This is a genomic window from Flavobacterium noncentrifugens (assembly GCF_900100375.1).
GTDB classification, from domain to species: Bacteria; Bacteroidota; Bacteroidia; order Flavobacteriales; family Flavobacteriaceae; genus Flavobacterium; species Flavobacterium noncentrifugens.
This window is the reverse complement of the sequence record NZ_FNEZ01000001.1, coordinates 156,624-174,196: the sequence shown is the minus strand read 5'-3', so window position 1 is coordinate 174,196 and position 17,573 is coordinate 156,624. Positions and strand designations below refer to the sequence as shown.

The window sequence follows — 17,573 nt, the reverse complement described above, 5'->3', positions numbered from 1 at the left end:
AAAAACTTTCAAGATGCGAATAACAGCAATCAAATCCTGCTACATTGGGCCGCAAATATCGCCTGAACAATTTATTCCGGAGCATTTTTTCCTGTATTTAGAAAAGGGAACAATTGAAGGCTATGACGGACATCAACATTACATCTTGAATTCTGGCGAATGTTGCCTGATTCGGAAAAACCACCTAGCGCGATACCACAAGCAATTGTCAAACCACGGCTCTTTTGTAAAAGTGGTACTAATATTTGATGAGAAATTTCTGAAGCTTTTCAAGAAAAATATATTGGATTGTTGCAGATGCCAAAACCGCAGGAAGCTTTTGTCTTGCTTCCGAAAGATAAAAAAATACGGGAATTTATCCAGTCATTGGTGCCGTTTTACTTAGGCGAAGGCAAAATTGATGAAGCAGTTTCTGATGTGAAAAGAGTTGAATTGCTTAAAATTTTATTAGACGCCAATCCGCCGCTGGCTGCTGTTTTATTTGATTTTGGGAAACCCGAAAAAATAGATTTGCAGTCATTCATGAATCGGAATTTTAAATTTAATGTCAGCCTGAAACGTTTTGCTTTTTTAACCGGAAGAAGCCTGTCTGCGTTCAAACGCGATTTTGTCGGGATATTCAACGATACGCCAAACCGCTGGCTTGTAAAAAAACGCCTTGAAGAAGCACATTTTAGAATTAGTAAAAAACATCAGAAAGCAACCGACATTTACCTTGATCTGGGTTTTGAAGACCTTTCGCATTTCTCATTTGCCTTTCGGAAAAAGTTCGGATTTAATCCGACCGATTTGGGTAAAAATACTACTACTGTCTGACCTCATAAAATCTGGAATTGCAGATTAAAATCAATCAAACTTTCCTACCTTGTATAAAAAAGCAACATGCAATTCGGAAAAGTAACAGATCCGGGCGCTATAGATTTTACGCTTCCGCCCGACGCTCCGCAAACCAAAAAAATTCTTCAAATATATAAAAACGCTGCACCGCTTGAAGCTTCGGTAGGTTGTGCCAAATGGAACCGGACGGAACTCAAAGGTTTTTATCCGAGAGGAACGAAAGACGAATTGGCCTATTATTCGACGCAATTCAATTCGATCGAACTCAACGCCACTTTTTACGGCATGCCTGGCTGGCAGCAAATTTTAACCTGGCGCGATAAAACGCCGCAAGATTTTAAGTTTTTTCCGAAACTTACCAATACGATCAGCCATTTTAAAAGGCTCATCAATGTTACAGAACCGGTTGAGAATTTCTGCAACGCGATCAGCAATTTTGAAGATAAACTCGGAATGGCTTTTTTGCAGTTGCACGATAATTTTGCGCCGAAAGATTATGAACGCTTAAAAATTGTCCTGGAGGAATTCCCGAAAGGCATTCCGCTTGGCGTAGAAGTGCGCAATGCCGAATGGTTCAGCAATGAAAAAGTATCGCAGGACTATTGCGATTTGCTAGAAAAACACCAAATGGCAAATATCATTGTGGACACTGCCGGACGCCGCGATATGCTGCACATGCGGTTGACCAGCCCGGTGGCATTTGTGAGGTATGTTGGCGCCAATCATCCTTCAGATATTCAAAGGCTGGACGATTGGGTTGCACGGATTGAAAAATGGCGTAGTGAAGGTTTGCAAAAGTTGTATTTCTTTGTACATCAGAACACCGAACTCGAATCGCCTTTGCTTGCCGAGCATTTCATTAAAAACCTGAATGCATATTTAAATTTATCACTTCCGATTCCCACAAAGCAGCCTGCGCAAAAATCAATGTTTGACGATTTGAACTTAGGCTTGTAGACTTGCGGTTTTCTTTAAATCGATGATCGTTTGGGTTGGATTTTCAGATTTGAAGACGAAATTCCCGGCTACAAGCACATCAGCTCCGGCTTCTACAAGTTGTGCGGCATTTTTAGAGGTGACGCCGCCGTCGATTTCGATTAGTGTTGACGCGCCGTTTCTGGTGATGATTTCCTTGAGCTGTTTGATTTTGGCATACGTGTGTTCGATGAACGATTGTCCGCCGAATCCGGGATTGACGCTCATCATGCAGACAATGTCAATGTTTTTGATAACATCTTCCAACAACATCACGTTTGTATGGGGATTAATTGCCACTCCGGCAAGCATGCCTTCGGCTTTAATTGCCTGAAGCGTTCTATGCAGGTGCGTACAGGCTTCGTAATGCACGGTTAAATGATTGGCACCCAAATCTGCGAAAGTTTTGATGTAACGGTCAGGGTCGATGATCATTAAATGGACATCGATGGGTTTTTTGGTGTGTTTGGTGATCGCTTCAAGCACCGGCATCCCGAACGAAATGTTGGGAACGAATACGCCGTCCATGATGTCGATGTGAAACCAGTCGGCTTCGCTGTTGTTGATCATTTCGATGTCGCGCTGCAGGTTGGCGAAATCGGCGGCGAGTATGGATGGGGCGATTAGGGTGTTTTTCATTGTTTTATTCTTCGAAGTTCAGTGTTCGTTAATCAATATTCAACATTAAATCGGGTTGATGTACAAATATAAGCATTCCATTATTTTTTGAATGTTCAACATGGGCTATATTGAGATTTTTTCACCATTAAGGAATTAAGAAAAGTTAAGGCTTAATGAACCTTAATTTCTTAATGGTAATTTTTTAAATTGTTTTTTGATTTGAGGTTGTTCGCGTTAGATTTGACACGAACGAGTCGAACTAACGAAGTAAAATTAAAAGAAATTTGATATTAAGAGGAGAATGTCTTTTTAATATTCGGTTTTACCAATGGCTGTAAGGTATTTTTCGCGTTAAGGATAGCAGCGGAAATCCTTTTGAGGAACGAAAAAGATTGCAGCGGATAGCCTGACCCGAAGGATTTGAAATTAAAAGGAGGAAGCCCATCGGGCTTCAGGTATAAAAAAACAAAACTCCGGTAATCAGCCGGAGTTTCAATCATCAATCAAAAAACGAACAGTTAATCAGACTGTTGTTGCGGTAAATTAAGAGATTTAAAATGAATTTTAAAAATTTTAACCGATTTATATTCTTATCCTAAGTAAGTTTTAAGGATTTTACTTCTTGAAGTGTGTTTCAATCTTCGGATTGCTTTTTCCTTGATCTGGCGTACGCGTTCTCTTGTCAGGTCGAATGTTTCGCCGATTTCTTCAAGTGTCATCGGATGCTGATCGCCGAGTCCGAAATACAAACGAACAACATCTGCTTCTCTTGGCGTTAAGGTTTCTAAAGAACGTTCGATCTCTGTACGCAAAGATTCGTGGATCAGTTCACGGTCAGGATTTGGAGATTCTCCCGAACGCAATACATCGTAAAGGTTGGAATCTTCTCCTTCAACTAAAGGCGCGTCCATTGACAGGTGACGTCCAGAGTTTTTCATGGACTCTTTTACATCGTTCACAGTCATGTCCAATTCCTTTGCAATTTCTTCTGCAGAAGGCGGACGCTCGTTGGATTGCTCTAATAAAGCATACATTTTGTTGATCTTGTTGATCGAACCAATTTTATTCAAAGGAAGACGAACGATACGCGATTGTTCTGCCAAAGCCTGTAAAATCGACTGTCGGATCCACCAAACAGCATATGAAATGAATTTGAAACCACGTGTTTCATCAAAACGTTGTGCAGCTTTGATCAAACCTAAATTTCCTTCATTAATTAAATCGGGAAGTGTTAATCCTTGGTTTTGGTATTGTTTTGCTACTGAAACCACGAAACGTAAATTGGCTTTTGTCAATTTTTCGAGTGCTTTCTGGTCTCCGGCTTTGATTTTTTGTGCTAATTCTACCTCTTCGTCAGCGGTAATAAGGTCAACTTTTCCAATTTCTTGCAGATATTTGTCTAATGAAGCAGTTTCCCTGTTGGTTACCTGCTTGGTAATTTTAAGTTGTCTCATATTGTTTTTGTCTCCTTTTTTTTAAAGTGTACAAGGCTTTTACGTAAAGTGTTGGCGAAAAGTTACAAAATAGTAAAAAATTTTTTTAAACAGCAAATCCGGCTCAAAAAACGAACCGGATTTGCTCAACTAACCCAATTTGATATTACAATTTATAACTCAATCCTGCTTGTAGTGAAACCATCAGCGGACTAAAACCATCGGCAGATTTAACCTGATATTTTAAGAAAGGCATGGCTTCGAGCCTGAGGCTGTCGTTGAGTTTGTAATGGAGTATAAGGCCTACATTTAGGCTGAAGCCCACTTTTTTCATGTTCTTAGCTTCCCCGATTTCAATCGAACTTTGGCTTGACGATGCAGCAAATACTTTGTTCTGTGTTAGGAAATAGGTGCTGAAGCCAGCAAAACCGTCCATTCCGATTTTATTTTCATCCTGAATGACATAGTAGGCTTCAAGCGGAAACTCGAGATAATTTACTTTTTGTATGAGGTCAATTTTTTCAGATTCTGAAAAGTAATTTTTGAAAGTGTCTTCGTTAATGTTAAAATCCTGGATTGAAGTGTTTGATAAAGCCCATGCTGAACCAGTGTCGTTTTGAATGGTAGTCGTAAACTTGGTGTCTGTTTTTACAATCCCGAACCGAAGGCCTAATTTTTCATTATACATGCCTCTCACATACATGCCATAATTTAAATTGATGCTGCCTTTTTTGTCGAAATTAATTCCGTTTTTAAGAAGTGGTGACGATTTAGACAAGGTGTTGTAATATTCAGGCCCGACATAAACCGATATGAAAACTTGGTCGTTGTTTTCTTCTTGTTGTGGTTTTGCCTCCGGGCGTTCTTTTAAAATTCGCTTTTTCTTTTTTGAAACGGTATCTGTAGTTTCGACACACGCAGAATCAAGGGCAGTTTGCTGAAGTATTTCTGAAACTGTTTCTTCAATTTGCTTTGGAATTTCTGAGGTTAATTCTTTGTCATTCTGAGTGTTATTTGGCGCGATTTTTTCTTTCGATTTTGCCGATTGCACACGATTTTTTTTACTGTTTGCCAATTTTTGATGTTTGCCATTTTTAATGTTTTTCCCTGAATGGGATTTGAATTTTCCTGATTTTAAAAAAAGCTTTGAAGAACCGGTTTTTTTGTTTTTCTGAATTTTGCTTTTGGATGCTTTCGAAAATGCCGGTAAAGCTTTTTTATTGTTTTCTTTTTCGGTTTTTTTAGAATTTGGCCAAACAATTTTTTTAGAAAGTATTATGTTTTTAGTCTTTTTTACGTAGATTTTATAACGCGTTACAATTTCATATTCATCGACTTCTTCAGTCGAGTTTACAAGTTTTTTAGATGTAGTACTTTGAGACTTTCGAAGGATTTTGTTTTTAAAAACGGTATCAGTTTCAGGATTCTGAACGGTATTTTCAGTCGAAATGAGGTGGCTTTCATTTTGAAATGCAGGTGATACTTCTGGCTTTTGATTCCCTTTCAAGAGCCAAATGGAGCACACTAAAATGAAAAACGCTGTAGCGCCTGACATCAAAAAAAATGCAATTCTTCGTTTTCTTTTTTTATCCAAATCGCGATCAATTGACTGCCAGATCGCATCTTTTGGTGCCGTTTCAAGTTCGTTTAGCCGGTCTTTAAAAGCCTGCCCGATGTCTTTTTTATTTTCCATGTCCTGAATTGTAATTTGGGAATGAATTTTTAGATCTTATTTTTTCTTTCAGCAATGCTTTTGCCCTGTGAAGATTGGATTTTGAGGTGTTTTCGGAAATCGACAGCATCGCGGCAATTTCCTGATGCGAATAATCATCAAGCTCGTACAGGCAGAAAACCAATCGGTATTGATTTGGCAATTGCTGGATCATGTTTAAGATGATTTCAAGTGGCAGGTGCATTTCGGTTTCTGAAACTGTCGTATCGTCAAAATGATCGTCTTTAATCGGAAGCAACTGAAACGACTTTTTGTAACTGCTGACCGCTTTGTTGATCGTAATGCGCTTCATCCAGCCTTCAAATGATCCAATATTGCTGAATTTGTGGATATTTGTAAAGATTTCAATAAAAGCATTATGCAAATTATCTTCGGCTTCAGCCTCATTCGCGCAATACTTCAGGCAAAGCGAAAAGAGCGGTTTTTTATACAACTGGTATAATTCTTCCTGCGCCTTTCGGTTTTGCCTGATGCATCCTTTTATAAGCTGATTTAGATCCAAAAGAGATTGTTTAACAGATTAGAAATAGCGGACAGCCCGTGTATTTACAATATTAGATACCGGAATTTTTGATGTAGAAACCGTTTCTCCAGTTGTAAAATTAATCGTTTTTGCCTGTGTTGCATCGGTTTGGGTAGCCGTCCAATATAACGTATCGGCAAAATTCCCAAGTCCGGCCAAATGAACATTCGTGTATACCAATTGAAGTTCGCCTAAAGTCGGCAAGAACCAATCGTCATAATGTGCTGCATCTTCGAGAACTGCTTTTTGTGCTGCAACGGTTCCGTTGTTTAAAACATTGCAAACCGAAGGATTAAAATAATAATTGGTAAGGTTGTCATGAAAATTTACGATTGCCGCACTGTTGTAAAGCCCGTTTCCAATATCGGTACTTTCGGATCCTAAGATATCGGAATTTTGGCAACCCCATTCAAAAAATCCGGTATCTGTTGCAGAAACTTCCATGTAACGCCATCCGAGGCTGTAAAAACCTTTGTCATAAAAAACGATTCCGTCTGCCGGGCCAACATCTCCAATATGATAAGTCAGTGCTGTTTCACAAAATTGCCGCATGATATAATTTTTTGTACCATGCTGAATTATGATTTCGCTGCCGGTGTAAATCACTGCGCGATCGATATTCCAATCTGTTGCGACTTCGGAAATGCCTTCGAGATTGATATTGATGTGGAATTCATCATTTACAAAAAGAAAATTCCAGGTGCCGTTATATGTTTCGTTTTTAAAAGTAAACTTCAACGTGCCGTCACCATTGGTTTCAAAAACACCACCAGTATATTTGTTGTCGGCGTTTGTATCGTATGGAATTTTCCAGACACATTTTTGCAGGCTATCGCCATGACCGCCAAATAGTCCTGTATAATAAGTGACGATATCTTCGCGTGAACAACTTTCAATAGCCAGTTTTAATTCGGCGTTGTTGTTGACAGAAAAAGTGGTGTTGTCAGCCAATTGCGTTACGATCGGATAACTGATGCTAAGCGAATTTTCTTCTGGAAGCTGGCCAAGAAAAGTGCTGAAATCAAGATCGCTGTTTACGATTTTCAATCCTACGACACGCAACTGCGAATCATAAATCTGCAGTGAAACAGGATATACAAAATCAATGCAGACAATTTCTTCTAAAGCATTGTCGCTTTCGGTTGTCACCTGGTTGATCAGATGGAATAGTGCATCCTGCTTGTCGATGATTTCCCCGGTTTGTACTTCCTGGTTATTCGGTGATAATTTATCATCAAAATCAGAATTGCATCCGGTGGCCGTGAAAATAAGCATTGCAAACATCAAAAAACGGAAGGAATTTAAGGTTGCCATTTTAATTTTTTTTTATGTGTTATATTCAATAGTCATAAAAAAAATAAAAGGTTGCCTCAGGCAGCTGAATTTTTTACAATTATTTTACTTCAAAAGTTTTTGTTGCAAAATATGCTTCCCCGCCATTTGTAATTCCTTCTATTGTAATCTCAAAAGTTCCTGTTACATCGGAAGTATAACAGCTTAGAGTTTCTTCCTGATGTTCTGTTTTTAAATCCGGAATCCAGAGCAGCTGCTGCCGGTAATCAGGAATGCGGATTGATTTATTATCGCCTGAGTAATCGGGATTGTAGTAAATTTTTTGACGCAGCGGCCGTAAAAGAGTTGTTTTGGAAATGTATCCGGCATTTATTTTGGGTTCATAATCGTTGTTTTTTGTAACGAAACTAATGACGCCGCTAAATGTTTTTGGTCCATAAATGTAACCGTTATTGATGATGCCCACTTTTTTGATGTCATTGGCCGGAAAATCAAACAACTCATTTAGGTCTTGTACCGGCAAACCGTCGATCAAGATTAATGGTGGGCCGTAAACATCAATTTCAGAGGTATAGTTCCTTAAAAATACCGTATAGCCTTTCCTATTTTTTGAATAATCCACTTCTTTAAGGATTTCGGTAATGGTTTCACGCACCGTTGGAAATCGCGTGTAGTCATCCAAAATATATTCTTTTTCGAACGAATTGTAAAATGTAGGCGTTACTATCTGTGCCTGAAGGCTGTCTTTTTTACGATTGTAATAAGCATTTTCAATTTGTGCTGCGATGGATCTTTGTTCGATAGATTCTTTGTCGGATGCTGAAATATTCAATCCGGCAGGAAAATTCAATTGCGACAAATCAGGATGCTGAAGTTCGTCCAAAACGACAGTAAAATCACTTCTGTTGTCTTCAAAAACCTGTATGACTGCTTCCGGATTTAACGGCTGATGATCGAGCATGAAAGTAAATTTTCCGGCAGCATCGGTTTTAACCAATTTGAATTCAAATGATTTTTCGCGTATGGTCAGCGCGACCGTTTTATTTTTGACATCTAAATTTTTGGAAGTGATATGGCCGGTGACCAATTCCCCACGAAGTTCGGGAAGCGGCCTGCCAGACTTTATGGTTGCCGTGTTATTGGCTGAAATGGCATTGTGAAATTCTGATGCGATGGTTTGTTTTTTTTGTAAAATGCCGTCGATTTTTCTAATGCTGGCCATGAAATGTCCTTCAGGAGCTGTAATGTTTATAATTGCCTTTTCCCGAGCGGCATACGTTTTTTTATCGGTTTTGATTTGAATCGCATTTTTTTCCACAGCAACCTGTGCGGTACTAGCGGGTTTTTCCGATGCGGGATTCAGCGGGTTTTTTATCACTGCAAATGGATTGATTACCGTAATGTCCATCTGATAAAAATTTGTTGCAGATTCGTTAAGCATCCATTGGGTATAAGCGATTAACTTGTAATTGCCGCTTTCAAATGTTGCCGGGATAAATATCGATCCATCCGCAGTGCCGTCCTGCAGGTAGAATTTTTGCCTGACGACGGTTTTTTTATTGCTGCCGATCAGTTCTACATAAGCAATATTGCTGATCTTGCTGTTTATATATTCTACAGGATTGATGCAAAATAATTTGCAGTACAAAGTTTCTCCGGAAATGAACGAAGTGGCATTTGCCGCAATAAAAATCCGTTCAGCGGTATCGCTACTGTTTAAAATCTGTGTTTGTTGTGCCTGTACACCAAGATTTAAAACGATTGAGAAAAGCAGGAAAATGTATTTTTTCATTCCCAAAATGGCGGTATTACGTTAGACGAAAAAAGCGTGCAATCGCCGCAAGGTGGCGGGACGAAAGTATAACTCGGCATCGATCCTGAGTAATAAACCAGCCAGTTGTAGCGAATATTGGTGATAAGCGTGGCACCTCTGCATTCAGGATCGATAGGTTCGAAACAATATAAAAACTTGACATTGTCGCATTGCACATAATAAGGCGGCAATTCCTCGCCTGGAAATAAATCGGCATAATTAAAGAAAATCCGTTTTGAAGCCACTGAGGCCACTTCAAAAAAGCCAATGACCTTTTCATCAGGATTGTTTGTGGATTTTATATTTCCATAAAAAAAGCCAGGTTGGTTTTGCGATAATACGCTGCCCGCACCAGAAAGTTCCTTAAGCGTTTTGTAAAATTCATATGACGCAAGGTTTTGAACATATTGGCGAACTAAAATACTGTAGCGGTGCGAAATGATATAATCCTCAGAACTGATGAACCTGATCATGAAATCGGTTCTGTCTTCAGATAAATCTGTAGTTGTGGTCTGCAGAATGTCATTAGAAGATTTTGTGCTGTAGCATATCTGAGTATCCGGATTTCTGGGCACCAACGCAATGCCTTCATGTTCGCCGGGAGCAGTAGGTGGAAGTAAAACAGCATTCAAGTTCGCCCATTTCGGAGCAATGATTTTATACGTTTCATCGTATTCGTAACGGTAATATTTGGAAGAATTTGTAGGGTCAAAAGTTTTTACATTGATCTGAACGCCTCTTTGCCCATCTTTTGTAGCGACTTTTACAGAAACATCCTGAATTTGGTTTGCCGTGGTTAATGTTTCTGAAGAAGAATTATAAGATTTTCCGTCGCTGGTCGTGATGTTCAGTCGGTATACTTTTCCCGGAATCGCCTGAAAAGCTTCTCTCGAAAGATACACACCGTTATTTTCATCGAATTCATAGCTGTGATTTTCCTCATCGGTAACATACACATTTGCGCCGGTTTCGATTTGTGGCGCACTGTCTTCAAAACGAAAGGTACGCGTGAGTTTTACCTGTTGCTGTTTCATTTCATTTGTGATTGTTGCCTCGACAACGAGCATGTCGTCAAAAGTATTGGTTTGTAAAGCATAAGGTTCGGTGCAGCCCGAAAAAACCTGGCTCAGGAAAATCAAAAAGACGGTGTTTTTTAAAATTGCGCTTTTCATTTTTTCTAAAATTTAAAATTGTAAGTGATTGTGGGCACCGGAACTGAGAAAATAGACGTTTTGTAAGCTTTGATCTTTCCGTCATTGGTTACAAAATAAACAGAATACGGATTATTCCTGCCCAAAACGTTATAAACGGAAATGTTCCAGAAACTGTGCGCCAGCTTTTTAATCTTATGGCTGCCTTCGATGTTCAGCCCAATGTCCATGCGGTAGTAATCGGGAATGCGAAATTTATTCCGGTCGCTGTACAACGTATATTCGGCATTGCCATACACATATTTCCCAATCGGGTAGGTGATCGGTCGTCCGGTTTGATACACAAAATTTGTTGAAACGCTGTACCGTTTGGTGATTTTGTAATTCAATACGGCACTTACATCATGAGGCTTGTCAAAATTGGCTGCAAAATACTTTCCGTTATTAACGAGTTCTTCACTAAACTTACTGTCCAGTTTGATAAAAGTACGAGAATAAGTATAACCCAGCCAGCCGTTGAGCCTTCCGATTTGTTTTTTGAGCAGAAACTCCACGCCATAAGCTTTTCCTTCGCCCTGAAGCAATTCCGTTTCTACGTTTTGATTCAGCTGCAACTCGGCACCAACTTTATAATCCAAGATGTTTTTAGACTTTTTGTAATATCCTTCAATGCTCAGTTCATACTTATCGTCGCTTAGGTTTTTGTACAATCCAACTGAAAACTGCTGTGCGCTTTGCGGTTTTACATTAAGGTCGGATAATTTCCAATTGTCTGTTGGTGCCTGTGTGGTGTTGCTCGAAAGCAAATGAATGTATTGGTATGTTTTGTCATATCCGGCTTTGACCGAAAAATCTTCGGCAAGGAAATAGCGCGCGGCTACCCTTGGTTCAAAACCGCCATATGATTTGATGACTTCATTGTTTTTGAATACTTTGATTCCGGTAACCGATCCGTCGTTGATGGGCTGTGCGTTTGCATAAATGCGTTGTTGGGCAGCGCCCAATGCTGCATAATAGGAATAACGCAGGCCAATATCAACAAGCAACTTTTCATTCACTTTAAAACTGTCAGCAATATAAACCGCCGATTCCAGCGCTTTTTCTTTCTCTATGGTCACCGGAACCAACAGCGATTCAGGATTTTGCGGCCTCAGGTCACCCGGATGGATGCCATATCCTTTTGCCGAAAGCCCGTAGGTGATTTTATGCTTTTTATCGAATTGGTAATTCATCTTGATGGCCGCCTGGGTTTCGTTGATTTTATAACCAAAATCAAATGAATTCAGTCCGGTAGTCTGGTAATCGATGCCGAATTTATATTCGGTGTTGGTAAGGATTAGCGCGCCTTTGTTTTTTTCGTTAAAAACGTGTTCCCATTTCACTGAAAGCAGCCTGTTGCTGTATTTATATATCGAATCAGAACTGATGCTGAACGCGTCATGGCTGTAATAAGCTGTTGCTTCAATCGAATTGTTATCGTTGATTTTATGGGCATATTTGATAATGCCGTCATAAAATTCTGCATTGCTGTTTTTGAGCGATTCGTCGTCAAGCTGTTTCAAGATCCAGCCCGAATAAGTGGCGCGCCCGCCAAAAAGCAAACTCGATTTTCCCTTTACGATTGGTGTGCTCAGGCTGATGTTTGAAGTTACCGGCCCGATTCCGCCTTCGCCCATAAATTTATCAAAGTCGCCATTTTTTGTCGTAATGTCGAAAACAGACGACAACCTGCCGCCAAATTCCGCCGGAATGCTTCCTTTGTAAATGTCAACTTTTTTTGTGGTGTATGGATTCAGTGCTGAGAAAAATCCGAAAAAATGCGCAGGATTGTACAACAAGGCATTGTCAAGCAGAAACAGGTTCTGGTCTTCCTTGCCGCCGCGGACGTTGAAACCTGCAGAACCTTCGCCGGCAGTTTTTATCCCAGGTAATGAGGTCGCAACCCTAAGGATGTCACGTTCGCCAAAAATCAACGGGATGTTTTTTATGCCTTCCGCATCTATGGTCGTTACGCCGGTGACTGCTGTCCTGATTGCCTGATTTTTCCGGCTTTTGATGTTGACTTGTTCAAGTTGGTGGATTCTTTCCTCGACATCAAAATCGAGATTGCCGTTGCTGTAAACGACAATTTTACGGGTGATTTTTTTATGGTTCACCGATTCGGTTTCGATCGTATTCATTCCCGTGGGCAGCTGCAGGCTATAAAAACCTTCTTTGTCGGTTGTTGTGCTGCTGTTGCTTCCGCGCGCCCTGACGTTCAGGTTTGGAACGCTTTCGCCTGTTTTGCTGTCTTTGATGTAACCAGATAAAGTATAGGTTTTTTGAGGTGTTTTTTTGCTTTCTTTTCCGATGAATGCTACCGGATTGCTGTTCTTTACAGATTTTCCGATGGAATCGAATTGCTGTTGGAAGACTGGTTTTTCGACCGGTTCACCCGAATCTTTTTGTACATCCGAACCAAAAAATCCCTCGGGCAAACGGTCATAAATAATGCTGTTGTTGGTCAGGATCACTTTGTCGCCATCGATTAAATAATTGATCGTAGTGTTGTTGAAAACGCTTTCAAGCACGTCTTTCAATACCGCATTTTTAAAATCGCCTGAGATTTTAGATGCATCTTTCTGCAGCCATTCGGGATCAAAATAAAACCGGCAGCCACAGGCTTTTTCGATGGTTTGTATTGCGGTAACGCGGTCGCTATCTGAAAAAGCAACCGTTATGGTTTTGTCGTTTTGCTGGGCAAATGCCGATCCGAAAACCAGCAAAAACAAGAATAATAATTTCTTCATTGTTTGTAGTCTTTTGCAAGCAGGCTTCCTGTGTAAATCAGCAAATTCCGCATAAATTGTGTTGGATCTTTTCTTTTGTCTTCACGGTTAATCTGATAAAAATTGTCTATTTCTTTCAGGTAATCGGGAAAGACCCTGGTGAAATCGCTTTGTGAGTTGATCAGGCGGTATTCATTTTTGTAGCACACAACAAATGAATTTTGCGTTTGATAATTGGTGAATTTGCCACGATCGTTAATGGATTCTAAATGTTCTTTATGGTGTTTTATGTAAAATTGCAGCTCTGGAGTACCGGTTACAACCTCATAGAAGCCGGAGATAAACGCAGGCAACTTTGGTGTTCCATAACTTAAATTCACAAACTTTTTTGCGTCGATTTCAAATCCGGCTGTTTTTTCGGGGATCAGTTCTATGCCGGTATTGTTTGATTCTCCATATACTTTAACGATCAATATATCTTTCGAAAGATCGTATTTTAATTTGCTTTCGCGGTAAACCTGCCCATCGTAAACCGCAATGCCTGGTAAATAGGAATCTTTTAAATAGTAGCGGTTTGTTTTATTGTCTGAACGGTCATTATTGATGTGGATCGTGCCGTTATTGATCCCAAGATTCTGATAACCTATTGTACTGTCAAATGCATTGTAAAGATTTTGCAAAGCTTGTTCCTGGCTGTAACAATGGTAAAAATTGCAGGCTGTCAGCAGCAGCATACAACTAAAAAAATTTAAGTTTTTTGATTTCATTGGAGGTCGCTTTGCAGGTTAGTCTTCAAAATGCAGGTTCGTTAAATTTTCTAAAGATAGAGAAATTCTTACATATAAAAAGGCAATCTTTTTTTGTGGGCACCACTTTAACACATCAAAAAGCAATAAAAAAACCCCGGCATTGCTGTCGGGGTTTGGTTATTTTTGAAAAAAAATTAGTCTTGCGGCTTGTCTTTATTTTCGTCATTTTCAGCACGAGGCGCTCTGTCGTCACGTCTTTCAGGACGCGGGCCTCTATCATCGCGACGGTCGTCTCTTCTAGGACCACGGTCATCACGTCTTTCAGGACGCGGGCCACGATCTTCCCTTGGAGCATTTTCGTCTCTCGGAGGCCTTGGCATCAACGCTTTTCTCGATACTTTTTCTTTTCTGGTTTTTGGATCGATCCCGAGGTATTTCACCTGGAATTCGTCACCCATATTAACTACGTCAGAAACATTTTCCGTACGTGCCCAATCCAGTTCAGATACATGAAGCAATACTTCTGCACCCGGCGCTTGTAAATATTCTACAACGGCACCAAAGTCAAGCATTTTGATCACTTTCACATCGTACGTTTCGCCCACTACAGGTTTAAAAATCAATGAGTCGATTTTCGCCAATACTGCTGCGATTCCGTCCGGATCTGTTCCAAGGATTTCTACAACACCTTCTTCGTTCACTTCGTTGATCACGATCGTAGTTCCGGTCGCTTTTTGCAATTCCTGGATCACTTTTCCTCCAGGCCCGATAAGTGCACCAATGAAAGCACCAGGAATGGTTCTCATGATGATTTTCGGAGCGTGCGCTTTTACATCCGTTCTTGGTGTAGCCAATGTTTCAACGAGTTTTCCAAGGATGTGCAAACGGCCATCACGAGCCTGGGCTAAAGCCTGCTCCATGATTTCGTATTTCAATCCGTCGATCTTGATGTCCATTTGACAAGCCGTAATTCCTTCAGAAGTTCCGGTTACTTTAAAGTCCATGTCACCCAAGTGATCTTCATCACCCAAGATATCAGACAATACTGCGAAACGATCACCATCGGTAATCAATCCCATTGCAATTCCTGAAACCGGGCGGATCATTTGAACACCAGCGTCCATCAAAGCCAAAGTTCCGGCGCAAACTGTCGCCATCGAAGATGAACCATTTGATTCCAATACTTCAGAAACCACACGAATTGTGTACGGATTTTCAGCAGGAATCATGTTTTTCAATGCACGTTGTGCCAAGTTTCCGTGACCAACTTCTCTACGTGAAGTTCCTCTTAACGGACGTGCTTCCCCTGTAGAAAACGGTGGGAAATTATAGTGTAAGTAGAATTTTTCTTCTCCTTGTTCAGATGGTGAGTCGATTTGGTTTGCTTCTCTTGAAGTTCCTAAAGTCGCTGTAGCCAGTGCCTGTGTTTCTCCACGCGTAAACAATGCAGAACCGTGAACTGATGGCAAATAATCAACTTCACACCAGATTGGTCTGATCTCAGTTGTTTTTCTTCCGTCCAAACGTGTTCCTAGGTCTAAGGTTACGTTGCGAACGGCTTCTTTATTGACATCTTTAAAATATTTCGAAACAAGATCGCCGTTTTCGAGCAATTCTTCATCGGTAAACAAAGCTTTCACTTCTTCTTTTACAGCGTCAAATGAAGCAGAACGTTCGTGTTTCGCAGAACCTTTGCTCGCAATCGCGTAAATTTTATCGTATGCCGCAGCTCTCACTTTCGCATGAATAGTTTCGTCTGTTCTTTCCTGATCGTAAGTACGCACTTCTTTTTTGCCAAAAGCAGCTTGCAAACGTTCTTGTGCCGCAATTTGGTTTTTGATGTGTCCGTGTGCGAATTTGATCGCTTCAACCATTTCAGCTTCTGAAATTTCTTTCATTTCGCCTTCCACCATCGCGATAGAATCGGTTGAAGCACCAATCATCATGTCGATATCCGACAATTCCAATTGGGCGCGTGATGGATTGATGATGAATTTTCCGTCAATTCTTCCAACGCGAGCTTCTGAAATCAACGTTTCAAACGGAATGTCAGACAAAGCCAAAGCTGCCGAAGCTGCCAAGCCTGCCAATGCATCCGGCATCACATCTTCATCGTGCGACATTAGTTGGATCATTACTTGCACTTCAGCGTGGTAATCGCTTGGGAAAAGCGGACGCAAAACGCGGTCTACCAATCTCATCGTTAATACTTCGTTGTCGCTCGGGCGTGCTTCTCTTTTGAAGAAACCTCCTGGGAAACGGCCTGCTGCTGCAAATTTCTCGCGGTAATCTACCGTTAACGGTAAAAAATCGATCCCCGGACTTGCTTTTCTTGCGGAAACAACGGTGCCTAAAATCACCGTTTTTCCAATTCTTACTACCACAGAACCGTCGGCTTGTTTCGCCAAACGTCCTGTCTCGATTGTGATGTTTCTGCCATCACCTAAATCGATGCTTTCTACAAATAATTGTGGAATCATAAAATTTAATTCTCTTAGTTAAACAATGGGTCTTAGTTGTGTTGTTGTTGCGTAGTTATTGCCTAAAACCCAATGAAAAACCAAACTTTTTTCCTGTAAGCCGATCCTGATTCTCAGAATCCTAAATAATCTTAAATGCTATAAAAAAAAAGAGGCGCGTTCGCACCTCTTTAAATATTGAATTATTTTCTGATATTCAATTCTTTGATAATCTCACGGTATCTGTTGATCTCTTTTTTCTTGAGGTAGTCAAGTAGCGATCTTCTTTTACCTACTAACAAAACGAGTGAACGCTCTGTGTTGTAATCGTGGCGATTTTTTTTCAAGTGCTCTGTAAGGTGCGAAATTCTGTGTGTGAATAATGCGATTTGCCCTTCAGCAGAACCTGTGTTGGCTGCAGCACCTCCGTGTTTTGCAAAAATTTGTTCCTTTACTTCTTTAGTTAAGTACATGCTAATATTATTTAAATGATTATTATGTATGAATGGGAGTTTTTCCAATTCGTGTGCAAAGGTAAATTTATTTTTTGGAAATGCAAGTTTTTTGGAAACCGTTAACCGATGTTTTTGAAAAATTTCATTGTGGATGAAAATGCCCTAGCCGCGATTGCAGCCGGTATCCTTTTTTGACTGAGGAACGAAGGCGAAAAAGATAAAGGCGGAAAGCGGGAATCAGCTCCTAAAACAATTTTGCAATTTCTGCATTCACAAACTCCAAAAAACGCTCGTCATTTTCAGTAAATGGATCTTTTACATTTGAGTCAATGTCAATTTGACCAATATTTTCACCATTCACAAACATGGGAACCACAATTTCCGATTTTACCGTGATCGAACACGCGATGTAATTGTCCTGGGCCGAAACATCGGGCACGACAAAATTTTTATTCGACACCGCAACCTGGCCACAAATGCCTTTCCCGAATGGAATCACAGTGTGATCTGTAGGTTCGCCTGCATAAGGCCCGAGCAATAATTCTTCTTTGTCGCCGTTTCTGAAATAGAACCCGACCCAGTCGTAATAGTCGATGTTGTCGCGCAGCAAATGGCAGATCTGCAACAGTTTTTCATCGCGCAAAATATTTTTGTGGTGCAAAATGTCCTGCACTTTGATCTCTAATTCCTGGAATGTCATGGCTTATTTTTTATACAAAAGTATTTAATAACCGAACCTAAAATTACATAAATTTGTTAAAAAT

General features: G+C 40.3%; 15 protein-coding genes. 3 read left to right on the top strand and 12 right to left on the bottom strand.

Going from position 1 to position 17,573, the window contains the following annotated elements:
- Positions 1–13 precede the first annotated feature (13 nt).
- The 3 genes from BLS32_RS18820 (at position 14) to BLS32_RS00775 (ending at position 1,794) form a co-directional block, all read left to right on the top strand.
- Positions 14–385: a hypothetical protein gene (locus BLS32_RS18820; RefSeq protein WP_371859988.1), complete on the top strand. Its 372-nt coding sequence runs from the start codon at positions 14–16 to the stop codon at positions 383–385.
- Positions 298–816 carry a helix-turn-helix domain-containing protein gene (locus tag BLS32_RS18665; RefSeq protein ID WP_245699317.1) on the top strand — a complete coding sequence of 173 codons (519 nt, stop codon included), beginning with the start codon at positions 298–300 and terminating at the stop codon, positions 814–816. The genes BLS32_RS18820 and BLS32_RS18665 overlap by 88 nt, the downstream gene beginning before the upstream one ends.
- A gap of 66 nt (positions 817–882) precedes the next feature.
- Complete coding sequence (locus tag BLS32_RS00775; RefSeq protein WP_091391413.1) at positions 883–1,794, top strand: DUF72 domain-containing protein; 912 nt, start codon at positions 883–885, stop codon at positions 1,792–1,794.
- Here the strand turns inward: BLS32_RS00775 and rpe are convergent.
- The 12 genes from rpe to BLS32_RS00710 form a co-directional block, all read right to left on the bottom strand.
- Positions 1,783–2,451: a ribulose-phosphate 3-epimerase gene (gene rpe / locus BLS32_RS00770; protein WP_091391412.1), complete on the bottom strand. Its 669-nt coding sequence runs from the start codon at positions 2,449–2,451 to the stop codon at positions 1,783–1,785. The two genes, BLS32_RS00775 and rpe, sit on opposite strands and share 12 nt — an antisense overlap.
- 572 nt (positions 2,452–3,023) lie before the next feature.
- Positions 3,024–3,887 (bottom strand): sigma-70 family RNA polymerase sigma factor, encoded by an 864-nt coding sequence (locus BLS32_RS00760; RefSeq protein ID WP_007137700.1) that lies wholly within the window; start codon positions 3,885–3,887, stop codon positions 3,024–3,026.
- Positions 3,888–4,032: 145 nt separating this feature from the next.
- Positions 4,033–5,559 carry a hypothetical protein gene (locus BLS32_RS00755; protein ID WP_091391410.1) on the bottom strand — a complete coding sequence of 509 codons (1,527 nt, stop codon included), beginning with the start codon at positions 5,557–5,559 and terminating at the stop codon, positions 4,033–4,035.
- Positions 5,549–6,100: an RNA polymerase sigma factor gene (locus BLS32_RS00750; RefSeq protein WP_091391409.1), complete on the bottom strand. Its 552-nt coding sequence runs from the start codon at positions 6,098–6,100 to the stop codon at positions 5,549–5,551. The genes BLS32_RS00755 and BLS32_RS00750 overlap by 11 nt, the downstream gene beginning before the upstream one ends.
- Before the next feature lie 18 nt (positions 6,101–6,118).
- The gene (locus tag BLS32_RS00745) at positions 6,119–7,435 is read right to left on the bottom strand and encodes an Lcl C-terminal domain-containing protein (RefSeq protein ID WP_091391408.1); all 1,317 of its coding nucleotides are present in this window, start codon (positions 7,433–7,435) and stop codon (positions 6,119–6,121) included.
- 79 nt (positions 7,436–7,514) lie between these two features.
- On the bottom strand, positions 7,515–9,206 hold the full coding sequence (locus BLS32_RS00740) for a hypothetical protein (RefSeq protein WP_091391407.1): 1,692 nt from the start codon (positions 9,204–9,206) through the stop codon (positions 7,515–7,517).
- Positions 9,203–10,399: a DUF4249 domain-containing protein gene (locus BLS32_RS00735; protein ID WP_091391406.1), complete on the bottom strand. Its 1,197-nt coding sequence runs from the start codon at positions 10,397–10,399 to the stop codon at positions 9,203–9,205. The genes BLS32_RS00740 and BLS32_RS00735 overlap by 4 nt, the downstream gene beginning before the upstream one ends.
- Positions 10,400–10,404: 5 nt before the next feature.
- Complete coding sequence (locus BLS32_RS00730) at positions 10,405–13,167, bottom strand: TonB-dependent receptor (RefSeq protein WP_091391405.1); 2,763 nt, start codon at positions 13,165–13,167, stop codon at positions 10,405–10,407.
- Complete coding sequence (locus BLS32_RS00725; RefSeq protein ID WP_139171665.1) at positions 13,164–13,880, bottom strand: hypothetical protein; 717 nt, start codon at positions 13,878–13,880, stop codon at positions 13,164–13,166. The genes BLS32_RS00730 and BLS32_RS00725 overlap by 4 nt, the downstream gene beginning before the upstream one ends.
- A 209-nt stretch (positions 13,881–14,089) precedes the next feature.
- Positions 14,090–16,375: a polyribonucleotide nucleotidyltransferase gene (locus tag BLS32_RS00720; RefSeq protein ID WP_091391403.1), complete on the bottom strand. Its 2,286-nt coding sequence runs from the start codon at positions 16,373–16,375 to the stop codon at positions 14,090–14,092.
- A 182-nt stretch (positions 16,376–16,557) separates the two neighbouring features.
- Positions 16,558–16,827: a 30S ribosomal protein S15 gene (rpsO, locus tag BLS32_RS00715; RefSeq protein ID WP_091391402.1), complete on the bottom strand. Its 270-nt coding sequence runs from the start codon at positions 16,825–16,827 to the stop codon at positions 16,558–16,560.
- 226 nt (positions 16,828–17,053) lie between these two features.
- Positions 17,054–17,509, bottom strand: a complete 456-nt coding sequence (locus BLS32_RS00710; protein ID WP_091391401.1) for a GAF domain-containing protein — start codon at positions 17,507–17,509, stop codon at positions 17,054–17,056.
- Between the last annotated feature and the right edge of the window lie 64 nt (positions 17,510–17,573).

Coding starts and splice junctions, on each gene's coding strand:
- BLS32_RS18820 (WP_371859988.1), top strand. CDS start 14: ATGCGAATAACAGCAATCAAATCCTGCTACATTGGGCCGCAAATATCG.
- BLS32_RS18665 (WP_245699317.1), top strand. CDS start 298: ATGCCAAAACCGCAGGAAGCTTTTGTCTTGCTTCCGAAAGATAAAAAA.
- BLS32_RS00775 (WP_091391413.1), top strand. CDS start 883: ATGCAATTCGGAAAAGTAACAGATCCGGGCGCTATAGATTTTACGCTT.
- rpe (WP_091391412.1), bottom strand. CDS start 2,451: ATGAAAAACACCCTAATCGCCCCATCCATACTCGCCGCCGATTTCGCC.
- BLS32_RS00760 (WP_007137700.1), bottom strand. CDS start 3,887: ATGAGACAACTTAAAATTACCAAGCAGGTAACCAACAGGGAAACTGCT.
- BLS32_RS00755 (WP_091391410.1), bottom strand. CDS start 5,559: ATGGAAAATAAAAAAGACATCGGGCAGGCTTTTAAAGACCGGCTAAAC.
- BLS32_RS00745 (WP_091391408.1), bottom strand. CDS start 7,435: ATGGCAACCTTAAATTCCTTCCGTTTTTTGATGTTTGCAATGCTTATT.
- BLS32_RS00740 (WP_091391407.1), bottom strand. CDS start 9,206: ATGAAAAAATACATTTTCCTGCTTTTCTCAATCGTTTTAAATCTTGGT.
- BLS32_RS00735 (WP_091391406.1), bottom strand. CDS start 10,399: ATGAAAAGCGCAATTTTAAAAAACACCGTCTTTTTGATTTTCCTGAGC.
- BLS32_RS00730 (WP_091391405.1), bottom strand. CDS start 13,167: ATGAAGAAATTATTATTCTTGTTTTTGCTGGTTTTCGGATCGGCATTT.
- BLS32_RS00725 (WP_139171665.1), bottom strand. CDS start 13,880: ATGCTGCTGCTGACAGCCTGCAATTTTTACCATTGTTACAGCCAGGAA.
- BLS32_RS00720 (WP_091391403.1), bottom strand. CDS start 16,375: ATGATTCCACAATTATTTGTAGAAAGCATCGATTTAGGTGATGGCAGA.
- rpsO (WP_091391402.1), bottom strand. CDS start 16,827: ATGTACTTAACTAAAGAAGTAAAGGAACAAATTTTTGCAAAACACGGA.
- BLS32_RS00710 (WP_091391401.1), bottom strand. CDS start 17,509: ATGACATTCCAGGAATTAGAGATCAAAGTGCAGGACATTTTGCACCAC.